We start from the raw sequence: 24,511 nt of genomic DNA, 5'->3' as shown, positions 1-24,511 counted from the left end.
CCGACGTCCAGCAGCAGTTCGCACTGTTCGAGGTCCTGTTGCGTGGCGCGGCCTTCGGGGTGGTCCACCGGCCACACCGGCTCGGTGCTGCCGACCTGCTCCCGCCACTGGCCCACTTCGGTTTGACGCTCAGGCGCTTGTGCCGCATCGACCAGATGCCGGGCCCAGCGCTGAAAGCTGCTGGATTTCGGTCCGAGATCAGCCGCACTGCCCGAAGCGACCTGGGCGTAAGCCCGCGCCAGATCCTCCAGCAGCACCCGCCACGACACGCCGTCGACCACCAGGTGATGAGCGACCAGCAACAGCTTTTGCCCTTCAGGTATCTGCGCCAGCACCACGCGCAACAGCGGGCCGTTATGCAGGTCAAGGCTGCGCTGGGCCTGTTCGCACAGCGCAGTCATGGCGCGCTCGTCGGCCACGTCACGCAGCCAGAGGCTGTCGACAGCCGGTGTCGCTCGATAGCGCTGCTGCCAGCGACCGTCGGCGTGCTGATGGAAACTCAGGTTCAGGGCATCGTGATGACCCAGCAGCGCGTCCAGCGCCTTGCTCAGCAATGCCGCTTCCAGCGGGCGCTGCACGTCCAGCAACAGCGCCTGGTTGAAGTGCGCGCGGTTGCTCATCGGCTGCTCGAAGAAATGCGCCTGAATCGGCGTCAACGGCAACTCGCCCTTCGGCGCGTCTTCAATCAACGGCGCTGCGCCGGCCTCGATGACCGTGAGGCGCAGGGCCAGATCCTTGAGCCGCGGATGGCTGAACACGTCTTTGGGCAGCAGCTTGAAACCGACCTGACGCAGACGGGTGATGACCGCCAACGACTGGATCGAATCGCCGCCCAGCTCGAAGAAGCTGTCCTGACGGCTGATGGTTTCGACGCCCAGCAATTGTTGCCAGACCTTTGCCAGCTCGACTTCGCGCTCACCTTCCGGCGCTTCGACGGCCTGACTGCCGAGCTGCGGATCAGGCAGCGCGTTGCGATCGAGCTTGCCGTTGGGCAACTGCGGCAGACGTTCCATGACCACAATGTGCGCCGGCACCATGTATTCCGGCAGGGTGGTTTTCAGCTGGTCCTTGAGGCTGTCTTCAGACAGGTCATTACCACCGACGTAGCCGAGCAACTGCTTGCCGTTGCCTTTGTCGCGGACGATCACCAGCGCTTCACGCACGCCCTCGCAGGCCTTGAGCGCCGCTTCGATTTCACCGGCCTCGATGCGGAAGCCACGGATCTTGATCTGATGGTCGATACGGCCGAGGTATTCCAGCAGCCCCTTGCTGTTCAGGCGCACGCGGTCGCCACTGCGATAAATCCGCTCGCCGGCCCGGAACGGGTGCGGCAGAAAGCGCTCGGCCGTTGCGCCCGGACGGTCCAGATAACCCCGCGCCACCGCGCCCCCCAGGTACAACTCCCCAGCGATCCCTTGAGGAAGCGGGTTCAAATCCGCGTCCATCACATAGCCCTGACGATCCCCCACCAGATCACCAATCGGCGCGTAGGCCGTGGTGAAATCAGCGGTCTCGGCAGACGCCAGCCACAAGGTCGGTGTGACCACGGTTTCCGTCGGGCCGTAGCCGTTGATGATCCACAGCGGTTGCAGATTGCGAATGACGTCGTGGAGCATTTCGCGGCTGAAGGCTTCACCGGCGAAGCAGTAGGTTTTCACCCCGGGGCCCTTCCCCTGCACGCCGGCCCAGTCGGACAGCTGACGCAGGTAGCTCGGCGGGAAGGAGGCCACGGTGATGCCTTCGCGGATCAGCGTGTCGTAGGTCTGCTCGACGCTCCACAGTTCCTGATCGCGCAGTACAACGCGAGCGCCGTAACACAGCGGCATCATCCAGCCTTCGTGGGCGCCGTCGAAGCTGATCGACAGGAAGTGGAACTTGCGGTCTTCCGGGGTGAAGCGATAACGCTCGCCGATGGTCTGGATGTGCATCGAGATGTCGGCGTGGGCGATGGCCGCGCCCTTTGGCTTGCCGGTCGAACCCGAGGTGTAGATCAGGTACGCCAGTTGCTGAGGGTGAATCACCACATCCGGCGCCGTCACCGGTTCGGACGAGCAATCCAGCTCATCGATATTTAACAGCGGCACATCACCGACCGGCACACGACCCAGCGCAGCGTCGTGGCTGATCAGCAGCTTCACGCCGCCGTCTTCCAGCATGTAACGCAGGCGCTCTGTCGGGTAATCCGGGTCCAGCGGGATGTACGCGCCCCCGGACTTGAGCACCGCATAAAACGCCAGCCACAAATCAATCCCCCGCTCCATGGCAATCGCCACCCGAACTTCGGTGCCGATGCCCCGGGCGCGCAAGGCATGAGCCAGTTGATTGGCGCGACGGTCGAACTCGGCGAAGGTCAGGCGTTCCTCGCCGTGGACCAATGCAATGGCGTCGGGCCGAAGGCGTGCGTGGTCGGCGATCAGCGCGTGAATCGGCCGATCCACATAAGGCGAAAACGGCGGCGTGTTCCATTGATCCAGCGCGGCCAGGTCCGTCTCGCCCAGCAGCGGCAGGTCACCGATGGCAGCATCTGGCTGGGCGCAAATCGCCCGCAGCAGCGTGACCAATTGCTCGAACAGACGCGCCACGGTTGAGGCGTCGAACAGGTCAATGGCGTAATCGAGGTAGCCGCTGATACTGCCGTCGCGGTGCTCGAAGGTGCCCAGCACCAGATCGAACTGCGCGCCCTTGATGTCCCACTGGCGGGCTTCGCAGCTCAGGTCGTCGAACTGCAGCAGCGACATATCCGGCTGTTGCTGATGGTTGTAACTGACCTGGAACAGCGGGTTGACGCTCAGGCTGCGCGCCGGTTGCAGCGCCTCCACCAGTTGTTCGAACGGCAGGTCCTGATGGGCGTGGGCGCCGAGCAGGTTGTCCTTGACCTGGGCGAGCAGCGCGGTGAAGGGCTGGTCGCCGCTGAGCTGGGCACGCAGCACCAGGGTGTTGACGAAGAAGCCGATCAAGCCCTGGGTCTGCACCTCGGCACGCCCCGCCACCGGCACGCCGATGCGCAGGTCGCGCTGGCCGCTGAGGCGATACAGCAGCGTGTCGAACGAGGCCAGAAACAGCATGAACAGCGTGGCGTCGTGGGTTTTAGCGGTCTGGCGCAGCGTGTCGGCCAGGTCCTGGGGCAGCACGAAGGCATGGCGCCCGCCTTTGCCGTCGCGTTCGGCCGGACGCGAACGGTCCGCCGGCAGTTCCAGCACCGGCTGCTCGTCACCCAACGCTTCACGCCACCAGCTCAACTGGCGCTCGCGTTCGGCGCCGCTCAGGTGCTCGCGCTGCCAGCGGGCGTAGTCGGCGTAGTGCACGCTTAGCTCCGTAAGTTGCGGCCCAGACAGTTGCACGTCGCTGCCCTGGGCGAACCGGCGATACAACGCGGCGAAGTCCTCCAGCATGACCTGCACCGACCAGCCGTCGGAGATGATGTGGTGCATGCACAGCAGCAGGCGCCACTGATCGTCCGCCACCCGCGCCAGGGCCACCCGCCACGGCGCACGCTCGGCGTCGAGGTCGAACGGCTGATTCATGAAACCCTCTGCCAGCGCGTCGAATGCGGCTTCCGGCGCCGCGTTGTCGCGCAGGTCGTGACGGGCAATGTGCACAATGCTGACCGGCAGAATCCGTTGCTGCGGCACCGCCTCCCGGTGTTGAGTCGGGGATGGACGGAAGCAAGTGCGCAGGGTTTCGTGACGGGCCGCCAGGGCATCGAAGGTCTGCTGCAGGGCATCAAGTTTCAGCGCGCCGCTGAGGTTGAGCACGCACGGCAGGTTGTACGCGACGCTTTCGGGCTCCAGTTGCGCGAGGAACCACAGGCGCTGCTGGGCAAAGGACTGCGGCGCGAACTCGCGGTCGGCACGGGGCTGCAGAACCGGCATCGCCGTCGCAACGGCCTGTGTGTTCAGGTAGTGAGCGAGGTCAGCCAGCACCGGCGACTCGAACAGCGCACGCAGGGGCAGCTCAAGCTTCAAGTCGCGGCGGATCTGCGCCACCAGTTGAATGCCCAGCAGCGAATGACCGCCGAGGGCGAAGAAGTTGTCCTGACGGCCGATCTGCGCCACGCCAAGCAGGTCTTGCCACAGCGCGGCCAGCTGGGTTTCGACCCCCGCCAGTGGCGCTTCGAAGGCCCGTTGCTGGATGTGTGGGTCGGGCAACGTCTTGCGGTCGAGCTTGCCGTTGGCCGACAGCGGCAGGCTGTCCAGCGTGACGAAGTGGGCCGGGACCATGTAGTCCGGCAGGCGTTGTTTCAGTTGAGTGCGCAGGTGTTCTTCGTCGAAATCGTCGGCGACCAGATAGCCCACCAGCTGCATCCCAGTGCTGAGTTCACGGGCGATAACCACCGCTTCGTTGACGGCGGGGTGATCCAGCAGCGCCGCTTCGATCTCGCCGATTTCCACGCGCAAGCCGCGCAGTTTGATCTGGTGATCGAGACGCCCGAGGTATTCCACCACGCCGTCGGCACGCCAGCGGGCCAGGTCACCGGTGCGATACAGCCGCTCGCCGGTGCCGAACGGGCTGGCAACGAAGCGCTCGGCGGTCAGGCCGGGACGCAGATGGTAACCGCGAGCCAAACCGTCGCCGCCGATGTACAGCTCGCCGGGCACGCCGATGGGTTGCGGATTCAGGCGGCTGTCGAGGATGTGGATCTGCAGGTTGGCGATGGGGGCGCCGATGGGCACGGAAACGCCCGGCTCATCAACGCAGGTCCAATGGGTGACATCGATGGCCGCTTCCGTCGGGCCGTACAGGTTGAACAGGCCGGCGTTTGGCAGGCGCTGCAAGGTCTCTCGCGCCAGGTCGGCGGGTAACGCTTCGCCGCTGCAGACGATGCGTTTCAGGGAAGCGCAGCCAGTGAGATCGTCCTGAGCCATGAAGGCGCCGAGCATCGACGGGACGAAATGCAGCGTGGTGACCTGCTGGTGTTCGATCAGCTTGTTGAGGGCAACAGGATCGCGGTGATCACCCGGCTGGGCGACCACCAAGCGCGCGCCCACCATCAGCGGCCAGAAAAACTCCCACACCGACACGTCAAAACTGAACGGCGTTTTTTGCAGCACGGCGTCGGATGCGTCGAGGGCATAAGCCTCTTGCATCCAGGCCAGACGGTTGAACAGCGCGGCGTGGGTGTTGCCCGCGCCCTTGGGTTTGCCGGTCGAACCGGAGGTGTAAATCATGTAGGCCAATTGTTCGGGGTGCAGCTCTACAACTGGCGCTGTGACGGGATAATCCGCCAGTGCCAGATGATCGAGGTTCACCACCCGCAGGCCTTCCACAAACGGGAGTTCATTGATCACGGCATCGTGGCTCAGCAGCAACCCGATCCCGGCGTCTTCGAGCATGTAGCGCAGACGGTCCGCCGGGTACTCCGGATCGAGCGGCACATACGCCCCGCCCGCCTTCAGTACGGCATACAGCGCAACCACCATCTCCACCGAGCGCAACGCCGCCACGCCCATCAGCGATTCCCGGTCGACGCCCTGCTCGCGAAGGTAATGGGCCAACTGATTGGCCCGCTGATCCAGCTCGCGATAACTCAACACCTCATCGCCAAAGCACACCGCTTCCCGCTCGGGATGCGCCTGGGCAAGCCGCTCGTAATGACGATGCACAAACGGTTCGGTGTTAGCCCACTCCCGCGCAGTGTCATTGACCACCGCCAACCGCGCACGGTCTTCAGCATCCAGCCACTCGAAGTCGCCAATCGCCGCGTCCGGCTGCTCGATCAACTCGGCGAACAGCTGCTCAAAACGCCCATGCAAACGCTCAATGCTGCCGTGATCAAACAGATCCGTGGCGTAATTCCACGACCCACCCAGCCCGCCATCGGCGTCTTCGTGGGTGTTCAGCGCCAGGTCGAACTGGCTGCTGCCATCGTCCAGCGGCAGCACGTCGGCGCGCAGGCCCGGCAGCCCGGCGAGTGATTCGAAGTTCTGCTGCTGATGGTCGTAGGCCACCTGGAACAGCGGGTTGTGGCTCAGGCTGCGCGCAGGTTGCAGCGCTTCGACCAATTGCTCGAACGGCAGGTCCTGATGGGCCTGGGCGCCGAGGGTTCGTGCCTTGGCCTGCTCCAGCACCTGGCGATAGCTCAGCTCGGCAGACACCTCGGCGCGCAGCACCTGGGTGCTGACGAAAAAGCCGATCAGCCCTTCGACTTCCAGCCGCGAACGACCGGCAATCGGCACGCCGATGCGCAGGTCGTTCTGCCCGCTCAGGCGGTGCAGCAACACTTGGTACGCCGACAGGATCGCCATGAACGGCGTGACGCCCTGCTGTTTCGCGAACCCGCGCACGCGCTGACTGAACGCGGTATCGAAGGCGAACAGCACCCGGTCACCGCGATAACTCTGCTGGGGCGGGCGGGGCCGGTCGGTCGGCAGTTCCAGCACCGGATGCTCGTCACCCAGTTGCTCGCGCCAGTGGTTCAGTTGCCGCTCGCCCTCGCCCGCCGCCAGCCATTCGCGCTGCCAGGCGGCAAAGTCGGCGTATTGCACCGGCAATGGCGCGAGTTGCGGCGCGCGGTTTTCCACGGCCGCGCGGTACAGCTCGCAGAATTCCTGCAGCAGCACGCGCACTGACCAGCCGTCCGAGATCATGTGGTGCAGGCACAGCAGCAGACGCTGTTCGTCGGCCGCGACACGCACCAGCGCCAGTCGCCAGACGGGGCTGCGGGACAGGTCGAACGGGCGCTTGACGAAGGCCTGGGCCAGGGCGTTGAAAGCAGTGTCGAGATTCGGCTCGGCGGTGATGTCTATCCGCTCAATCTGCACCGACTGGGCAGGCTCAATCTGCTGCATCGGCACGCCATCCACCGCCAGGAACCGTGTGCGCAGTACTTCATGGCGCGCGGTCAGGCCGTCGAAGGCCGCCTGCAACGCAGCCTCGTTCAGCTCGCCGCACAAGCGCACGGCGCCCGGCAGGTTGTAGGCATGGCCGCCGGGTTGCAGCTGATCGAGGAACCACAGGCGCTGCTGGGAAAAGGACTGTACGGCGCGTTCTTGCTGGCGTGGGGACAGCTCTAGCTGGGGCGAATCAATGCCTGTCAGGCCGGTGATGCGCTGGGCGAAATCACTGAGGCGCGGCGCGTCGAACAGCGCCCGTAACGGCACGCTCAATTGATGCTCATGGCGCAGCCGGGAGATCAGCTGCATCGCCAGCAGCGAGTGGCCGCCGAGTTCGAAAAAGTGATCGTTGCGGCCGACGGCGTCGATGCCCAGCAACGGCTGCCACAGCGCCGCCAATTGCTGTTCAAGGAGCGTTTGCGGCGCCTGATAATCGCTGGAGATCACCTGCGGGTCAGGCAGCGCGTTGCGGTCCAGTTTGCCATTGGGCAACTGCGGCAGGCGCTCCATGACCACGATGTGCGCCGGGACCATGTATTCCGGCAGGGTGTTTTTCAGCTGCTGCTTGAGGCTGTCCTCGGCCAGACCGTTGCCCCCGACATAACCCAGCAGAAGCTTTCCGTTCGCGCTGTCACGGACAACGACCAAGGCCTCACGCACGCCGTCGCAGGCTTTCAGCGCCGCTTCGATCTCGCCGGCCTCGATGCGGAAGCCACGGATTTTGATCTGATGGTCGATACGGCCGAGGTATTCCAGCAGCCCCTTGCTGTTCAGGCGCACGCGGTCGCCACTGCGATAGAGGCGCTCACCGGCCTTGAAAGGATGCGGCAAGAAGCGCTCGGCGGTTGCGCCGGGACGGTCCAGATAACCCCGGGCCACGGCGCCACCCAGATAAAGCTCCCCGGCGATACCCTGGGGCAGCGGGTTCAAATCCGCGTCCATCACGTAGCCCTGACGATCCCCCACCAGATCACCAATCGGCGCATACGCCGTGGTGAAATCAGCGGTCTCGGCAGACGCCAGCCACAGCGTCGGCGTAACCACGGTCTCCGTTGGGCCATAGCCGTTGATGATCCACAGCGGTTGCAGATTGCGGATCACGTCGTGGAGCATTTCGCGGCTGAAAGCTTCGCCGGCGAAGCAGTAAGTCTTCACGCCAGGGTCTTTGCCCTGCACGCCGGCCCAGTCGGACAGCTGGCGCAGATAGCTCGGCGGGAACGAGGCGACGGTGATGCCTTCGCGGGTCAGGGTGTCGTAGGTCTGCTCGACGCTCCACAGCTCTTGATCGCGCAGTACAACGCGAGCGCCGTAACACAGCGGCATCATCCAGCCTTCGTGGGCGCCGTCGAAGCTGATCGACAGGAAGTGGAACTTGCGGTCTTCCGGGGTAAAGCGATAACGCTCGCCGATGGTCTGGATGTGCATCGAGATGTCGGCGTGGGCGATGGCCGCGCCCTTTGGCTTGCCGGTCGAACCCGAGGTGTAAATCAGATAGGCCAGTTGCTGCGGGTGAATGACCACATCCGGTGCCGTAGTTGGCTCGGATGAGCAATCCAGTTCATCGATATTCAGCAGCGGCACATCACCGACCGGCACACGACCCAACGCAGCGTCGTGGCTGATCAGCAGCTTCACGCCACCGTCCTCCAGCATGTAACGCAGGCGCTCGGTCGGGTAATCCGGGTCCAGCGGGATGTAGGCGCCGCCGGATTTCAGCACGGCGTAAAACGCCAGCCACAGATCAATCCCCCGCTCCATGGCAATCGCCACTCGAACTTCAGTGCCGATGCCTCGCGCCCGCAGCGCATGAGCCAGTTGGTTGGCACGACGGTCGAACTCGGCGAAGGTCAGGCGCTGTTCGCCATGAACCAACGCAATGGCGTCAGGGCGAATACGCGCGTGGTCGGCGATCAGCTCGTGAATCGGCCGATCCACATACGGCGAAAACGGCGGCGTGTTCCACGCGTGCATCTGCTGGATGTCGCCTTCGGTGAGCATCGACAGCTCGCCGATGCGCGCCTCGGGGAAGCGGCAGAGGCCGTCCAGCAGTGTCTGAAAATGCCCGCACAGACGCGTGATCTGTTCGGCGCTGAACACGTTGCTGTGGTAGTTGACGTGAACGTGGGCCTGCTCGCCCGCCACCACCGCCAGGCTCAATGGGTAGTGGGTCTTGTCGCTGAGTTCGACGGAACCCAGGTTGACGCCGTTGGCCTGCTTGTCCCGCAGCACCGCGTCCACCGGGTAGTTCTCGAACACCAGCAGGCTGTCGAACAGGTCACGACCGGCATGACCCGCATAGCGCTGGGCCTCAAACAGTGGCGTGTGTTCGTGCTCGCGCAGCTCCAGATTGTGGGCTTGCAGGTCATTGAGCCAGTCGCCGACCTTCTGCTGCGCTTGCGGCGCCTGCACCAGCGGCAGGGTGTTGATGAACAGCCCGAGCATGCGTTCGATGCCCGGCACTTGCGCGGAACGACCGGACACGGTGGCGCCGAACGCCACCCGTTGCTGGCCGGTGTAGCGCTGCAACAGCAACACCCACACCGCCTGAATCAGCGTGTTGACGGTCACGCGCTGGCGGCGGGCGGCGCTGTTGAGCAGTTCGCTGTTCAGATTCATGGACGTGACCTGCACCTGGTTCGGCAACGGCTCGCCCGTGCTGGAGGTCGGTGCGGTCAGCGCCGCCGCCATCATCGTTGGCTGGTCGAAACCGGCCAGATGGCTCTGCCAGAAGGTCTTGCTGCCCTCGGCGTCGCGGCTCAGCAGCCATTCGACGTAGTCGCCGTAATGCCCGGCGGGCTGCGGGGTGGCGTCGGACATCGCCGCCTGAATCACTTCGCCCAGCACCGCCGCGCTGCTCCAGCCGTCCAGCAGGATGTGGTGGAAGGTCCAGACCAGTTTCCACAGCGTCTCGCTTTGGCGAACCAGCAGCACGCGCATCAGCGGCGCGGCGTGCAGGTCGAACGGGGTTTCGCGCTCGTTCGCCAGTACGTCGGCCAGTGCCTGATGGCTGCTACGCAGGTCCAGTTCGCGCACCACTAACGCCGCATCGCGACGAATCAGTTGCACCGGCTGTTCGCTGCCGGAGACGCGCAGGAACGCCGCACGCAGGATCGGATGACGCTGCACCGCCGCCGCCCACGCCGATTTAAAACGGGCCACCGGCAAGTGTTCGATGTCCAGAGCCACCTGGTTGATGTACAGATCGCGGGCGCTGTCGGGATCGACAACCTCGCTACCGCTCAGCTCGGTGTGGAACAGCAGGCCTTGCTGCATCGGCGTCAACGGGTAGAGCTGTTCGATGTCCCACGCGGCGACCGGCAGTGCGTCGAGTTGTGCCTGAGTCAACGCCAGCGCCGGGAAGTCCGACGGGGTGACCGCAGCGTGGCGGCGGCAGTGTTCGATCACCTCGTTCAGCGCTTCGCCGTAGGCGTCTAGCAAGCGTTGGATCGACGCCGATTCATGGCGCTCGCTGCTGAAACTGCAGGTCAGGCTGAACTGGCCGTCACGGATTTGCGCATCGATAGACAGCTCGCCATTGAGCGGCGCATCGGCGGCGCGCTGGGCACCGCTGCCCTCCTCGGCCAGGCTGAAAAGCCCGCTGCTGTTTTGCAGCCGGCCCATGTAATTGAACAGCACGCAGCCGTCCAGCGCCGGCAAGGCTTCGCCGCGCAGATGGCGCAGCAGGCCATAACCCAGGCCGCCGTTGGGCACGGCGCGCAGGGTTTCCTTGGTGTGTTTGAGTGCCGCATCGAGGTCGTCGTCGGCGTGCAGGCTGACCGGGTACAGGCTGGTGAACCAGCCGACGGTGCGCGCCGGGTCAACGCCGTCGAACAGGTCTTCGCGGCCGTGGCCTTCCAGGGCGATCATCGCCTGGGACTCGCCGCTCCAGCGCTTCATCGCGCGGACCAGCGCGGTCAGCAGCAGGTCGTTGATCTGCGTGCGATACGCCGCCGGCGCCTCGCTGATCAGCTTTTCGGTGCAAGCAGCGTCCAGTTGCAAATGCAGCTGGCGCACGTTGTTTTGTCGCGCCTCTCCCTTTGGATTGGCGCAGGGCAATGCAGGTGCTGACGGCAGATTGCGCCAGTATTCGGCTTCGGCCAGCACGGCGTCGCTGTAGGCGAAATCGAGCAGGCGGTTGGCCCAGCGCTGGAACGACGCGGCCTTGTCGCCGAGATCGATGGCGAGGCCGGCTTGGGCCTGGGTGTAAGCGTTTTGCAGGTCCTCCAGGAGGATGCGCCACGACATGCCATCCACCACCAAATGATGCACCACCAGCAACAGACGCTCGCCGCCTTCGGCCAGGGTGAAATGCACGGCGCGCAGCAACGGGCCGTCCCTCAGATCGAGGCTGGCCTGGGCTTCGTCGCAGTCTGGGGTCAGCTCGTTCAGGCTGGTTGTACGCTGCCAGATCAGGCCGTCATGAGCCTGCTCGTCCGTAGAAAGCTCTGCACGATAGCGTTGCTGCCACTGGCCGTTGTCCTGCTGGACAAAGCGCATGCGCAGGGCATCGTGATGGTTGATCACCGCCGCCAGGGCCTGAGTCAGCGCCGGCAGGTCCAAGGCTTCGCTCGGGTTCAACAACAGCGACTGGTTCCAGTGGCTGCGGTTGCGCATTGGCTGCTGGAAGAACCAGTGCTGAATCGGGGTCAGCGGGATGTCGCGGTTCAGCTCGATGCGCTCGACCGCAGGCGCATCCTGACTGACCACCTGGGCGACCTGGGCCAGTTCGGCGATGGTCTGGCGTTCGAACATCTGCCGGGGCGACAGCACGATGCCGGCCTTGCGGGCGCGGGAGATGATTTGCAGGCTGAGGATCGAGTCGCCGCCGAGGGCAAAGAAGTTGTCCTGGCGACCGATTTGCGCGACGCCGAGCAGGTCTTGCCACAGGGCCGCCAGCTGGGTTTCGACCCCGGCCAGTGGCGCTTCGAAGGCCCGTTGCTGGATGTGTGGGTCGGGCAGCGCCTTGCGGTCGAGTTTGCCGTTGGCGGACAGCGGCAGCTGGTCCAACGTGACGAAGTGGGCCGGAACCATGTAGTCCGGCAGGCGTTGTTTCAACTGAGTGCGCAGGTGATCTTCGTCGAAATCCTCGGCGACCAGATAGCCCACCAGTTGCATCCCAGTGCTGAGTTCACGGGCGATAACCACCGCTTCGTTGACGGCGGGGTGATCCAGCAGCGCCGCTTCGATCTCGCCGATTTCCACGCGCAAGCCGCGCAGTTTGATCTGGTGATCGAGACGGCCGAGGTATTCCACCACGCCGTCGGCACGCCAGCGGGCCAGGTCGCCGGTGCGGTACAAACGCTCTCCACTGCCGAACGGACTGGCAACAAAACGCTCGGCGGTCAGCCCCGGACGCAGGTGGTAACCACGCGCCAGGCCGGCGCCGCCGATGTACAGCTCGCCGGGCACGCCGACGGGTTGCGGGTTGAGGCGGCTGTCGAGGATGTGGATCTGCAGGTTGGCGATGGGGGCGCCGATGGGCACGGAAACGCCCGGCTCATCAGCGCAGGTCCAGTGAGTCACGTCGATGGCCGCTTCGGTCGGGCCATACAGGTTGAACAGGCCGGCGTTTGGCAGGCGCTGCAGGGTTTCCCGCGCCAGATCGGCAGGCAAGGCTTCGCCGCTGCAGACGATGCGTTTCAGGGAAGCGCAGCCGGTGAGATCGTCCTGAGCCATGAAGGCACCGAGCATCGACGGGACGAAGTGCAGCGTGGTGATGTGCTGTTGTTCGATCAGCGTCTTCAACAGCAGCGGATCGCGATGATCCCCGGGCTGAGCGACCACCAGACGCGCACCGACCATCAACGGCCAGAAGAACTCCCAGACCGACACGTCGAAACTGAACGGCGTTTTTTGCAATACCGCGTCTGATGCGTCGAGTGCGTAAGCCTCTTGCATCCAGGCCAGACGGTTGAACAGTGCGGCATGGGTATTGCCGGCGCCCTTGGGTTTGCCGGTCGAACCGGAGGTGTAAATCATGTAGGCCAGCTGCTCGGGGTGCAGCTCAATCACGGGCGCCGTGACGGGCTGGCCGGAGAGTTCAAGCTGATCCAGATTCAGCACACGCAGACCTTCCACGACCGGCAAATCAGCGATCACCCCATCGTGGCTCAGCAGCAACCCGATCCCGGCGTCTTCCAGCATGTAGCGCAGACGATCTGCCGGGTACTCAGGGTCCAGTGGCACATAGGCAGCGCCGGCTTTGAGCACCGCATACAGCGCAACCACCATTTCCACCGAACGCAACGCCGCCACGCCCACCAGAGATTCCCTCCCCACGCCCTGTTCGCGCAGGTAATGGGCCAGCTGATTCGCACGCTGATCCAGCTCGCGATAACTCAGCGTCTCATCGCCGAAGCGCACAGCCTCCCGCTCGGGATGTACCTGCGCCAGCCGCTCAAAATGCCGATGCACAAACGGCTCGGAATCCCAATCCCGCGCCGTGTCATTGACCACCGCCAACTGCGCGCGATCCTCAACATCCAGCAGCTCGAAATCGCCAATCGCCGCATCCGGCCGCTCCAGCAACTCGGCAAACAGCTGCTCAAAACGCCCATGCAAGCGCTCGATGCTGCCGTGATCAAACAGATCCGTGGCGTAATTCCAGTTCCCCGCCAGTTCCCCCGCCGCGTTTTCCCAGGTGTGCAGCGCCAGGTCGAACTGCGCGCTGCCGTTGTCGAGCGGCATCAGCGTGGCGTTGAGGCCGGGCATCAATTGCAGCGCTTCGTCCTGGCGTTGCTGATGGTTGTAGAGCACTTGAAACAGCGGGTTGTGGCTGAGGCTGCGTTCCGGCGCCAGGGCGTCCACCAGTTGCTCGAACGGCAGGTCCTGATGGGCTTGTGCGCCCTGGGAGGCCAGACGAACGTTGTCGATGATCTGGTTGAAACTGGCGTCGGCCTGCACGTCGCCGCGCAGAATCTGGGTGTTGACGAAGAAGCCGATCAGGCCCTCGGTTTCGGCGCGCTGACGGCCGGCAATGGGCACGCCGATGCGCAGATCGGTCTGGCCGCTCATCCGCTGCAACAGCACTTGATAGGCAGCCAGCAGGACAGTGAACAAAGTCACGCCGCGCTGCCGGGCCAGTTCACGCATACGCCCGGACAGTGCCGCGTCGAAGGTGAACGGCAGGCGCGCGCCACGGAAACTCTGGCGCGCCGGGCGTGGACGGTCCGCCGGCAGTTCCAGCACCGGCGGCTCGTCGCCCAGTTGTTGCTGCCAGTAGGCGAGTTGCCGATCACCCTCGCCCGCGTCCAGGCAGGCGCGCTGCCACAGGGCGACGTCGGCGTAGCTCAGCGGCAGCGCTGGCAGTGAGGCAGTATCGTTTTGAAGGGCGGCGCGATAGGCCTCGACGAAATCCAGCAGCAGCACTTGAATCGACCAACCGTCGGCGATGATGTGGTGCAGACAGACCAGCAGCACGTGATCGTCTGCGGCGCGTTCGATCAACGCCACGCGCCACAGCGGGCCCTGGGCCAGGTCGAACGGGCGTCGGGCGAAGGCATCGGCCAGCGCCTGCATTTCGGCTTCGTCAGCTGCGTGCAGACGTTCGAATGGCAGCGGTTGACCAGGTTGAATCACCTGCTCCGGCGTGCCGTCTTCAGCGGTGGCGAACACCGTGCGCAGGCTGGCATGTCGCTCGGCCACGCGCTCGAACGCCGTTTCCACAGCCCCAACATTCAGCTCGCCCTTCAGGCGCAACGCACCCGGCAGGTGATACGTGCTATTGCCCGGTTCCAGTTGCTCCAGAAACCACAAACGCTGCTGGGAAAACGACGCCGGGCTGCGCTCGCCCGCCACACCCGGTGGCACCGGCAACGACGACGCATCCAGGCCCTGCTCGCGCAGCTTGTTCAAAAACACCCGACGCTGAGCGCTGCCAAGGCTGAGGAAACGCGTGGCCAGCGCCAGCAGCTTGCTCTGTGAAGTCATGCTCGGTTGCGACATCAGTTGCTTTCCTCCAGCTCATTCATTAACTCGTCCAGGGCATCGAGCCGGTCGAGTGTCAGGGTCTGCCCCTGCAAGGTGTCGATCAGCGCCGCCTGGGCGGCGACGGTGGTGGCTTCGAAGGCCTGGGCCAGCGGGATGCTCACCCCGAGGCGCTCGCGAATGCGCGACAGCAGCCGCGTCGCCAGCAAAGAATGGCCACCGAGTTCAAAGAAGTTGTCGTGACGACCGACCTGCTCGACCTTCAGCAGGCTCTGCCAGAGTTCGGCGAGGACTTCCTCACGCTCGCCCTGTGGCGCTTCGAACACGCGCTCTTCCAGGCTCGGCGCCGGCAGTGCCTTGCGGTCGAGCTTGCCGTTGGCGTTGCGCGGCATCTGTGCCAGCACGACGACGTGGGCCGGCACCATGAACGGCGGCAAGGTCTGCGCCAGCGCGCTTTTCAGCACGTCGCTGGACAATGCCTGCTGGGCCTCGGGCACCACGTACGCCACCAGTTGCGGGCCGTGGGGCGTCGGTTGCGCGCTGACCACGGCGTCGTGCACCGAGGGTTGCGCCAACAGCAGGTTTTCGATTTCGCCCAACTCGATGCGCTGGCCGCGGATCTTCACCTGGAAGTCCGCCCGGCCGACGTATTCCAGCGCGCCGTCGGCGTTCCAGCGGGCCAGGTCGCCGCTGCGATACAGCCGCGCACCGGTTTCGCCGAACGGATCGGGCAGGAAGCGCTCGGCGGTCAGCCCTGGCCGCGCGGCATAGCCACGGCCGACGCCAACGCCGCCGATGTACAGCTCGCCCACCACACCGGGCGCGGCCAGTTGCAGATTGGAATCCAGCACGTACAGGCCGTTGTTGTCGGTGGGCCGGCCAATCGGCATGTTGGCGTTGAGGGCGGGCGCGGCGGTCAGGGTGTGCAGCGCGACATCGTCGGCGCACTCCGCCGGACCGTAGGCGTTCACCAGCGGCACCTCGGGGTAGCGGGCAAACCAGCGCGCGGCGAGGTCGGTGGTCAGCGCTTCGCCGGTCGGCAGCAGCCAGCGCAGGGCATCGAGTCGCTGGGGTGCGACCGCGAGCATGGCGTCGATCACCGCCGGCACGCATTCCAGCACGCTGACCTGATTGGCCGCGACTTCTTCCAGCAGGCGCTGCGGGTCCTGCACCACGGCGTCCGGCAGAATCTCCACGCGCCCGCCAAACAGCGGTGCAGTGAGGAATTGCCAGACGGAAATGTCGAAGCCGGTGGCGGCGGTCTGGGCAATGACATCGCCCTCACCCAGACGCAGATACGGCAGCTTGGACATCTGGTTGTTGAGCATGCCGCGCTGATTGACCATCACCCCTTTCGGCTCGCCGGTGGAACCCGAGGTGTAGATGACGTAGGCCAGTTGCTCGGCCGTCGCGTAGCGGCCCGGGTTCTCGTCGGCGGACTCATCGGCGCGAGCCAGCACGTCCTCAAGCACCCGCACACGGGGCTTGCGTTCAGCCAGCGCGACGATCGCCTCGACCTGGGGCAGACACTCCCGCGGCGTCAGCAATACCGGCGCGGCGCTGCTGACCAGCATGCGCGCGCTGCGCCCGGCCGGGTGACGATCATCCAGCGCCAGATAGGCCGCACCGGCCTTGAACGCGCCGACGATCATGCTCAACAACGGCAGACCGCGGGGTGCGAACAGCGCCACCACGTCGTCGCCCTGCACGCCCGACGCGATCAGACCGCGACCGATGCGGTTGGCCTGACGATTGAGTTCGCGGTAGCTCAGGCTTTGACCCTGACAACGGGCCACTTCCTGGGCCGGATGGGCCAGCACCCGCGCCTCGAAACGCTCCAGGTAGCTGATGTCGTACCAGTGTTTTTGCACCGGGCCGAGCCCTTGGGCCAGCAGCTGCTCGCGCTCCGTTTGCTCAAGGATCTGCAACTGGCTCAGGGTCTGCTGCGGGTTGTCGATCAACTGCGTGAGTAGACGACGGAAATGGCTGACCAGCGCCCCCATGTCGGCGTCGTTGAAGTGCCGGGTGTCGTAGGTCAACTGCAGTTGCAGGGATTCACCCGGCAGCAGCACCACGGTCAACGGGTAGTTGGTGTGAGTACGGTTGGCCAGCGGGTTGATGCGGTATTCGTTCACGGCCTGCTGCACCTCGGCGCCCAACGGAACGTTCTCGAAAACAAACAGGCTGTCGAACAGCGGCTGGCCGCGGGGGGTGTCGGCGAGCAGCTGAATGTCGGCCAGGGACAGGTGTTCGTGCTGGCGCATGTCGGCGTTCTGCCCCTGCAAGGCATTGAGCAGGTCCAGCGCCGACGCGCCCATGCCCGGCCGGCGGATGCGCAGCGGCAAGGTGTTGATGAACAACCCCAGCGCGCCTTCGATGCCTTCCAGCTCGGTCGGACGACCGGCCACGGTGACACCGAACAGCACTTCGTCGCGGTCGGCATGGCGCATCAACAATAAGGCCCAGGCGGCCTGCACGAAGGTGTTCGCCGTCAGACGATGCTGACGGGCTTGTTCGGCCAGTTTCGTCGTCTGCTCGACACCCAGGGCTAAGGTCACGTCGCGCATTTGCGAATCACCCTGAGGACTGTGGCGGTACGGCAGTGGCGTGACTTCGGTGAAGCCCGCCAATGCGTTGCGCCAGTAATCGCGACTCACCGCTTCGTCCTGCTCGGCGAGCCAGGCGAGGAAATCGCGGTACGGCCGCGCCGGCGGCAGGCTGACCTGACGCCCATCCAGGAACGCGCGGTAATGGGCGAAGAATTCGGTGAGCATCAGGCCCCGGCACCAGGCGTCGATCAAGGCGTGGTGGTGGCTCTGGACGATCCGGAAATCCGCCTCGCCGAACTTGATCAGGCGCAGGCGCAGCAACGGCGCCCGGGCGAAATCGAAGCCCTGCTCGCGCTCGCTTTTCAGCAGGTCTTCAAGCTCGGCCTCGGCGGCGTCGCGGGACAGATGACTGAGGTCGATCAGTTGCACCGGCGACGGCACGCGGCGCATCACAATCTGACGCTGCACGCCGCTTTCCAGCCCATGAAACGCCGTGCGCAACGCCGGGTGACGCTGCACCACTTGCTGCCAGGCGAATTTGAACGCCTCAAAATCCACGTGACTGCCGACGTCGTACTGATCCTGCATCAGGTAGATGCCGTTGCCCTGCTCCAGCAGGCTGTGCAGCAAAATGCCTTGCTGCATCGGCGCCAGGGGCAGGATGTCTTCGATCTCCCGCGCGGGGATGCCCAGCCCGTCGAGTTGCGTTTGATTCAACGCCGCCAGGGGGAAGTCCGACGGCGTCAGGCCGGCATTGGTTTCATCGCTGCAATGGGCGATCAGCTGCAACAACTGCGCTTCATAGAGCGCCACCAGTTGCTCGATGATGTCGCGGCTGAAACGCTTGCGGCTGAAGGTCCAGTCCAGCTGCAACTCGCCGTCGCGGACTTGGCCGTCCACCGCCAAAGCATTGGCCAGCGGCCCTTGGGGGTCACGCAGATTGTTCGGCGTGCGGCTCGACAGGGCGAACAGCGCGCCCTCGCTGTCGTCGAAGCGGCCGAGGTAGTTAAAGGTCACGCCCTGCCCGATCAGCTCTGGCAAATCGGCGTCGGCCAGGTGCTTCAGTATTCCGTAGCCGAGGCCTTTTTCCGGCACGGCACGTACAGCTTCCTTGGCCGCCTTGAGTGTGGCGACTGGGTCATGCGCGGCGTCCAGCGCCAGCGGGTACAGGCTGGTGAACCAGCCGACGCTGCGGCTCAGGTCCAGGGTGCCGGTGGCGTCTTCGCGGCCATGGCCTTCGAGGCTGATGACCTGGCGACGACGGCCGCTCCACTGCCACAACGCCTGGGACAATGCCGCCAGCAGCAGGTCGTCGATGCGGGTGCGATACGCCGCCGGGGCTTCGCTGAGCAGGCGACGGGTGTTGGCCACGTCGATTTTCAGCTGCAGGGTTTCGCTGTCGCCGACAAGGCTCTCTACCGAAGCATCGCCGGGCAGAGTGGCATCGGCGGCGTTCAGCCCTTGCCAGTGCGGCAGTTGTTGTTGCAGCTCAGCGCTGCCCGCCAGGGTGTTCACCGACTGCGACCAGGCCTGGAAGCTGGCGGTTTTGTCGGCCAGGGCCACATTTTTGCCGGCGGCCAGTTGGCTGTACGCCAGTTGCAGGTCTTCCAGCAGCACCCGCCATGACACACCGTCCACTGCCAAGTGATGGATCGCCAACAGCAACCGCGCTTCGCCCGACGGCAGACGCGCATGCACCACCCGCAGCAGCGGACCGGTGTCGATGTTCAGGCTGCGCTGGGCTTCGTCGTTGAGCGAATCGAGGTCGTCTTCGCGGCTCAGTTCGCAGGTCCACAGCACGCGCTCGGCACTTTCGCTGTCGCGGTAACGCTGCTGCCACTGGCCTGCATCGTTCTGATGGAAGCTCAGGCGCAGGCTGTCGTGGTGGGCCAGCACAGCGGCGAGGGCCTGCTGCAACAGCGCGGTGTCCAGCGCCTGGGGCACGTCGAGCAACAGCGACTGGTTCCAGTGCTGACGCTGGGCGATGGGCAGGCTGAAGAAGCGCGCCTGAATCGGCGTCAGGGCAAACTCGCGGGGCGCAACGGCGGCCGTGACGGGCGCAGCGGCAGGCTTGGCTTCGGCCACCGTGGCGACCTGGGCGAGTTCGGCGATGGTCTGTTTTTCGAACAGCTGCTTGGGCGTCAGGCGAATGCCCTGACGCCGCGCCCGGGCAATGATCTGCAGGCTGAGAATCGAGTCGCCGCCGAGGGTGAAGAAGTTGTCGTGACGGCCCACCGCTTCGACGTTCAACGCCGCTTGCCAGAGCGCGGCGAGTGCGGCCTCGACCCCTTCACGGGGCGCTTCGAAATCTTCCGATGTTGTGGTCGGCGACGGCAGCGCGCTGGCGTCGAGCTTGCCGTTGGCGGTCAACGGGAAAGCATCAAGGGTCAGGATGTGGCTCGGCACCATGTAGTCCGGCAGGCTGTGGGCCAGTTGCGCGCGCAGCGTCTCGCCGTCCACCGTTGCACCACTCGCCACCAGCGCATAAGCGATTAATTGGCCGCGATCATCGACGCGGACATGGGCGTCACGCAGGCCGTCCAGCTGGCGCAGCCGCTGGGCGATTTCACCCAGGGCCAAGCGGTAGCCGCGCACCTTGACCTGGTCGTCGGCACGGCCGAGGAACTGAATCTGCCCGTTGGCCAGCAAGCGCGCGCGGTCACCGCTGCGGTAGAGGCGCGCGCCGCTGCCCCTCGGGTCCGGAATAAACGCCGCAGCGGTCATCGCCGGACGCTGGTGATACCCGCGCGCCAGCCCGGGCCCGCCGATGTACAACTCACCCACGTCGCCCTGCACCACCGGTTGCAGATGGTCGTTGAGAATCAGCGCCACGGCGTTCGGCAGGGGACGGCCAACGGGCACGCTTTCACCCAATGCTGCTCCAAGAGCCTCATTGCTCAGCACGCCCACGGTGGTTTCGGTCGGCCCATAGTGATTGATGACCCGGCAGCCGGGCTTCAAGCGGTTGACATGGGCCACCAGCTCCCACGGCAGCGCATCGCCGCCGAGGATCAGCGCGTGTTCGGGCAGCACATCGGCGGCATTCGTCGCCTGCAACAGGCCGTTCAAATGGGTCGGCACGATCTTCAGCACGCCCACCCTGTGCTCGGCCATGTAAGCGGCGAAACGGTCGGCGTCGTTGGTGCGGTCGGGGCCGATCAGGTGCAGCGAGCGCGCCGAGCACAGCGCGCCGAACAGCACGGTGTGGCCCAGGTCGGCGCCGACGGTAGAGACCATCGCCATGCTTGCTTCGGGCGCCAGATCGAGACGGGCGAGCAAGCCCTGGACGTAATCGGCCAGTGCGCCGTGGCTGATGACAACGCCTTTCGGCGTGCCGCTGGTGCCGGAGGTGTAGATCAGGTACGCGGCCTGATCGGCGTTTACGGGCACATCCAGTGTTGTCGCCGGTAGCGAACGCCACGCAGCGTCGGCACCCACGCTGATGACGTCGCCATGGAAGTCACCCGGCGCCGCCACGTCACTGATCAACGCGCTTGCGCCACTGTCGGCCAGCACAAACGCCTGACGTTCGGCGGGCCATTTCGGGTCCATCGGCACGAACGCGGCGCCGCTCTTGAGCACCGCCAGCAGGCCGACGACGAACTCCACCGAGCGTTCCAGCAGAATACCCACGCGGCTTTCCGCGCCCACCCCGGCCTGGCGCAAATGCTGCGCCAGTTGATTGGCCTGGGCGTCGACCTCGGCAAAACCGGCGCTGCGCTGTTCGTCTTGCAGGGCCAGACGATTCGGTTGTGCGCGCACGCTGGCGTCCCACAGGCTCAGGACATCGGTGGCTGGGAACGTCACGAATTCGGCAGCGAGGCATGAAGGTTCGGCGCCGATCTGCAAATCAGCCAGACGCACCTGCGGTTGCGCCACCACTTGCGCGCAGATCCGCAGCAGGTCACCGGCGAGACCGGCGATACGCGGTTCGTCGAACAGGTCGCACGCATAGGTGAACACCGCCTGAATGCCGTCGGCGTCGTCGGTGATGTCCAGACCTAAATCGAAGTGCGCGGAGTAGTCGTCGAGCTGATTGACGTCCATGCGCACGCCGGCCATTTCGACGTTCTGCGGCAGCGGGAACTGCTGGGTGAATTTCACCTGACACAGCGGGTTGTGGCTGAGGTTGCGCGACACGCCGAGGGCTTCGACCAGTTGCTCGAACGGCAGATCCTGATGGTGTTGCGCACCGAGCGCGGTGTGGCGAACCGCCTCGATCAGCGTGCTGAACGACTGCTGCGGCGACACCTCGCTGCGCAGCACCAGGGTGTTGACGAACAGCCCGATCAGGCCTTCGGATTCGGTGCAGCTCCGCCCCGCCACCGGCACGCCGACGCGAAGATCAGTCTGGCTGCTGTAGCGCTGCAACAGGGTTTTGTAGGCGGCGAGCATGACCATGAACAAGGTCGCGCCGTGACGGCTGGCAAGGTCGCGCAGGCCCTGGCTCAAGTCGCGGTCGAGGGCGATGGCGTAACGGGCGCCGCGATGGCTCTGCTGGGACGGACGCGGGCGGTCTGCAGGCAGATTCAAAACGGTCTGGGCCTCACCCAATTGCTCACGCCAGTAGGCCAGTTGGCGCTGGCCTTCCCCACCGGCCAGACGCGCGCGCTGCCAGACAGCGAAGTCGGCGTATTGAATCGGCAGCGGCGGCAACGCCGGAGCCTGTCCTTGCGCATGGGCGCTGTACAGCGCCGCGAATTCCTTGAGCATGACCTGCACCGACCAGCCATCGGCAATGATGTGGTGCAGCACCAGCACCAGTTGCTGCCGGTCCGGCGCCAACCGCACATTGAGCACGCGCCACAGCGGACCTTTCTGCAAATCCATTGGCTGCTCGACGGCCGCTCTGGCCAGTTCGCTCAAGGCGGCTGCCGGGTCGGTGTCCTCGCTCAGGTAATGGCGTTCGATCAGCACCGGGCCTGGCGCGTGGATGCGCTGCACCAGCTTTTCGTTGGCGTCGATGGCGAAGGTGGTGCGCAGGCTTTCATGGCGGGCGGCCAGGTCGTCAAGGCTGCGTTGCAGCGCGGCATCATCCAGCGCGCCGTTGAGACTCAGCTGACCGCACAGGTGATAGGCGCTGCTGTCCGGCTCCAGTTGCGCGAGGAACCACAGGCGCTGCTGGGCAAAAGACTGCTCGGGATCGGTGTCACGGGAAATGCGCGGCACGCCCGCAGAGGCTTCGGCACTGCGGCCATGGGTGGAGAGGTGCGCGGCGACGTGGGCGTTGAAGGCGCCAAGGGTCGGATGTTCGAACAGGTGGGCGGGCTCAAGTTTCAGGCCCAACTCGCTGTTCAGACGCGACAGCACTTGCACCACGCCCACCGAATCACCGCCACGGGCAAAGAAGTGATCGGCGGCATTCAGGTCGCTTTTGCCGAGGACTTCCTGCCACGCGGCCCACACTTCCGGCAGCAAAGGCGAAGCCTCAACCGAGACGTCCGCGCTGTCAGCATCGAGCAAACGCCCGTCCTGCCAGATCGCGAAGCTGTCGAGGCTGCCGTTCTGCCAGCCACTGCGGCAGGCGGAACGCTGCAGCTTGCCACTGGTGGTGCGCGGCAGTGCGCCCGGCTCCAGCAGCACGATGACCTTTGGCGCCACCAGAAACAGCTCGGACACGGCGTCGCGCACCGCTTCGCAGATCATCGGCGGCTTCATCAGGCGGCGCACGTTGCGGCTGATTTCCAGGGCCAGGCCGACGCCTTCGACGCCCTGCTCGTCCGTGACCGGGAACGCCGCGATGCGCCCGCGACGCAGCAGCTCGACGCTCTTCTCCAGCGCCTGCTCGATGTCCTGGGGGTAGAGGTTCTGGCCGTTGAGGATGATCAAATCCTTCAAGCGACCGGTGATGAACAGCTCGTTGTCGCTGGCGATACCCAGATCGCCGCTGCGCAACCAGCGCTGGCCGTCTTCCTCGACGAAGGTCTGCGCGGTGGCTTCGGCGTTCTGCCAGTAGCCCTGGGCGACACTCGGCCCGGTAATCCAGATTTCGCCGACGTGACCCGGCGCGAGGCGCTGCAGCGTGGCCGGATCGACAATGCGCAGGTCGTGATCGGGCCGGCACCAACCGCATCCCGGCAGACGACTTTTCGCGTTCTGGTTGGCGAACACCGCCTCTGCGGCCTCCCCGGCGGCCAGTTGGCTGCCGTCGAAATGCTTGATGCCGAACGGCCTGTCGCGCTCGGCGGCGCTCACATACAGGGTCGCTTCGGCCAGCCCGTAGCTCGGCGTCAGGGCGCGGCGGTTGAAACCGGCTGGCTCAAAATGTTCGCTGAAGGCATCCAACGTGGCGATGCGGATCGGCTCGGAGCCGGAAAACGCCAGGCTCCAGCGATCCAGCACCAGGCCTTTCACGGCGGCGGGCTTGATGCGCTCGACGCACAGGCGATAGGCGAAGTCCGGGCCGCCGGAGAAAGTCCCGCCGTACTGACTCATTGCTTCCAGCCAGCGCGCCGGCCGGCCGAGGAAATAGTTAGGCGACATCATTGTCAGGGTGCCGCCGTAGTACAGCGGCAACAGCAGGCCGCACATCAGCCCCATGTCGTGGTAAAGCGGCAGCCAGCTGACCCAGCTTTCCGACGCCGGGTCCGAAATGAAGTGCCGGGCCATGGCGATTTCGTTGGCCATGAGATTGTCGTGGGAGACCATCACGCCTTTCGGTGCGCTGGTGGAGCCCGAGGTGTATTGCAGGAAGGCCAGCGAGGCGGTGTCGATCAGCGGCGCCTGAAACCCTGCGTGGCCGTCGGCGATTTCTTCCACTGCAGCGAAGCGCCCGCCAGCGGGCATAAAGGGTTGCAACAGGTGTTGGAACTTGTCCAGGTCTTCCCGGCGCCCGAGGACCATCTGCGGCGCGGCGTCGTGAAGGATGCCGGTGAGACGGTCGAGGTGGGTCTGGCGGTTGTACTCCGGAGCGAAGGCCGGCACCGCGATGACCCGGGCGTACAAACAGCCGAGGAACGCCGCCGCGTAATCCGCGCCGGTCGGCAGGATCAGCACGCACCGCTCGCCGTCCTGCACGCCGAGATGCTGCTGAAGGCAGGCGGCAATCGAACGCGCCCTGGCATCCAGCTCGGCGTAGGTGGTCAGCAGCGGCGCCTGGTCCTCGTGGACGATGTGTCGAAGGGCAATCCGGTCCGGCTGGGTCTGCGCATAAAAGCCCACCAGTTCGGGAAAATGCGCGGCCTGATCTCGTATGGATTTCAT

General features: G+C 65.2%; 2 protein-coding genes (1 of these 2 running past the window's edge). Both read right to left on the bottom strand.

Translation table 11 applies throughout. The annotated features are described in order from the left end of the window. A protein-coding gene (locus tag SLW75_RS00410; RefSeq protein ID WP_410933211.1) for a non-ribosomal peptide synthase/polyketide synthase crosses the window boundary here: on the bottom strand, window positions 1-14,777 show its 5' portion. It extends 1,420 nt beyond the left edge of the window; only the first 14,777 of its 16,197 coding nucleotides appear in the window; it begins with the start codon at window positions 14,775-14,777; its stop codon lies beyond the left edge, outside the window. After that, on the bottom strand, window positions 14,777-24,511 hold the full coding sequence (locus tag SLW75_RS00405; RefSeq protein ID WP_410933210.1) for an amino acid adenylation domain-containing protein: 9,735 nt from the start codon (window positions 24,509-24,511) through the stop codon (window positions 14,777-14,779). Before SLW75_RS00405 ends, SLW75_RS00410 begins: the two co-directional genes overlap by 1 nt.

It is taken from the genome of Pseudomonas sp. W5-01, from assembly GCF_046540435.1.
Taxonomy (GTDB): domain Bacteria; phylum Pseudomonadota; class Gammaproteobacteria; order Pseudomonadales; family Pseudomonadaceae; genus Aquipseudomonas; species Aquipseudomonas graminis_B.
The sequence above is the reverse complement of the archived record's forward strand: the minus strand, read 5'-3'. Positions and strand labels throughout refer to the sequence as shown.

Coding starts and splice junctions, on each gene's coding strand:
- SLW75_RS00405 (WP_410933210.1), bottom strand. CDS start 24,511: ATGAAATCCATACGAGATCAGGCCGCGCATTTTCCCGAACTGGTGGGC.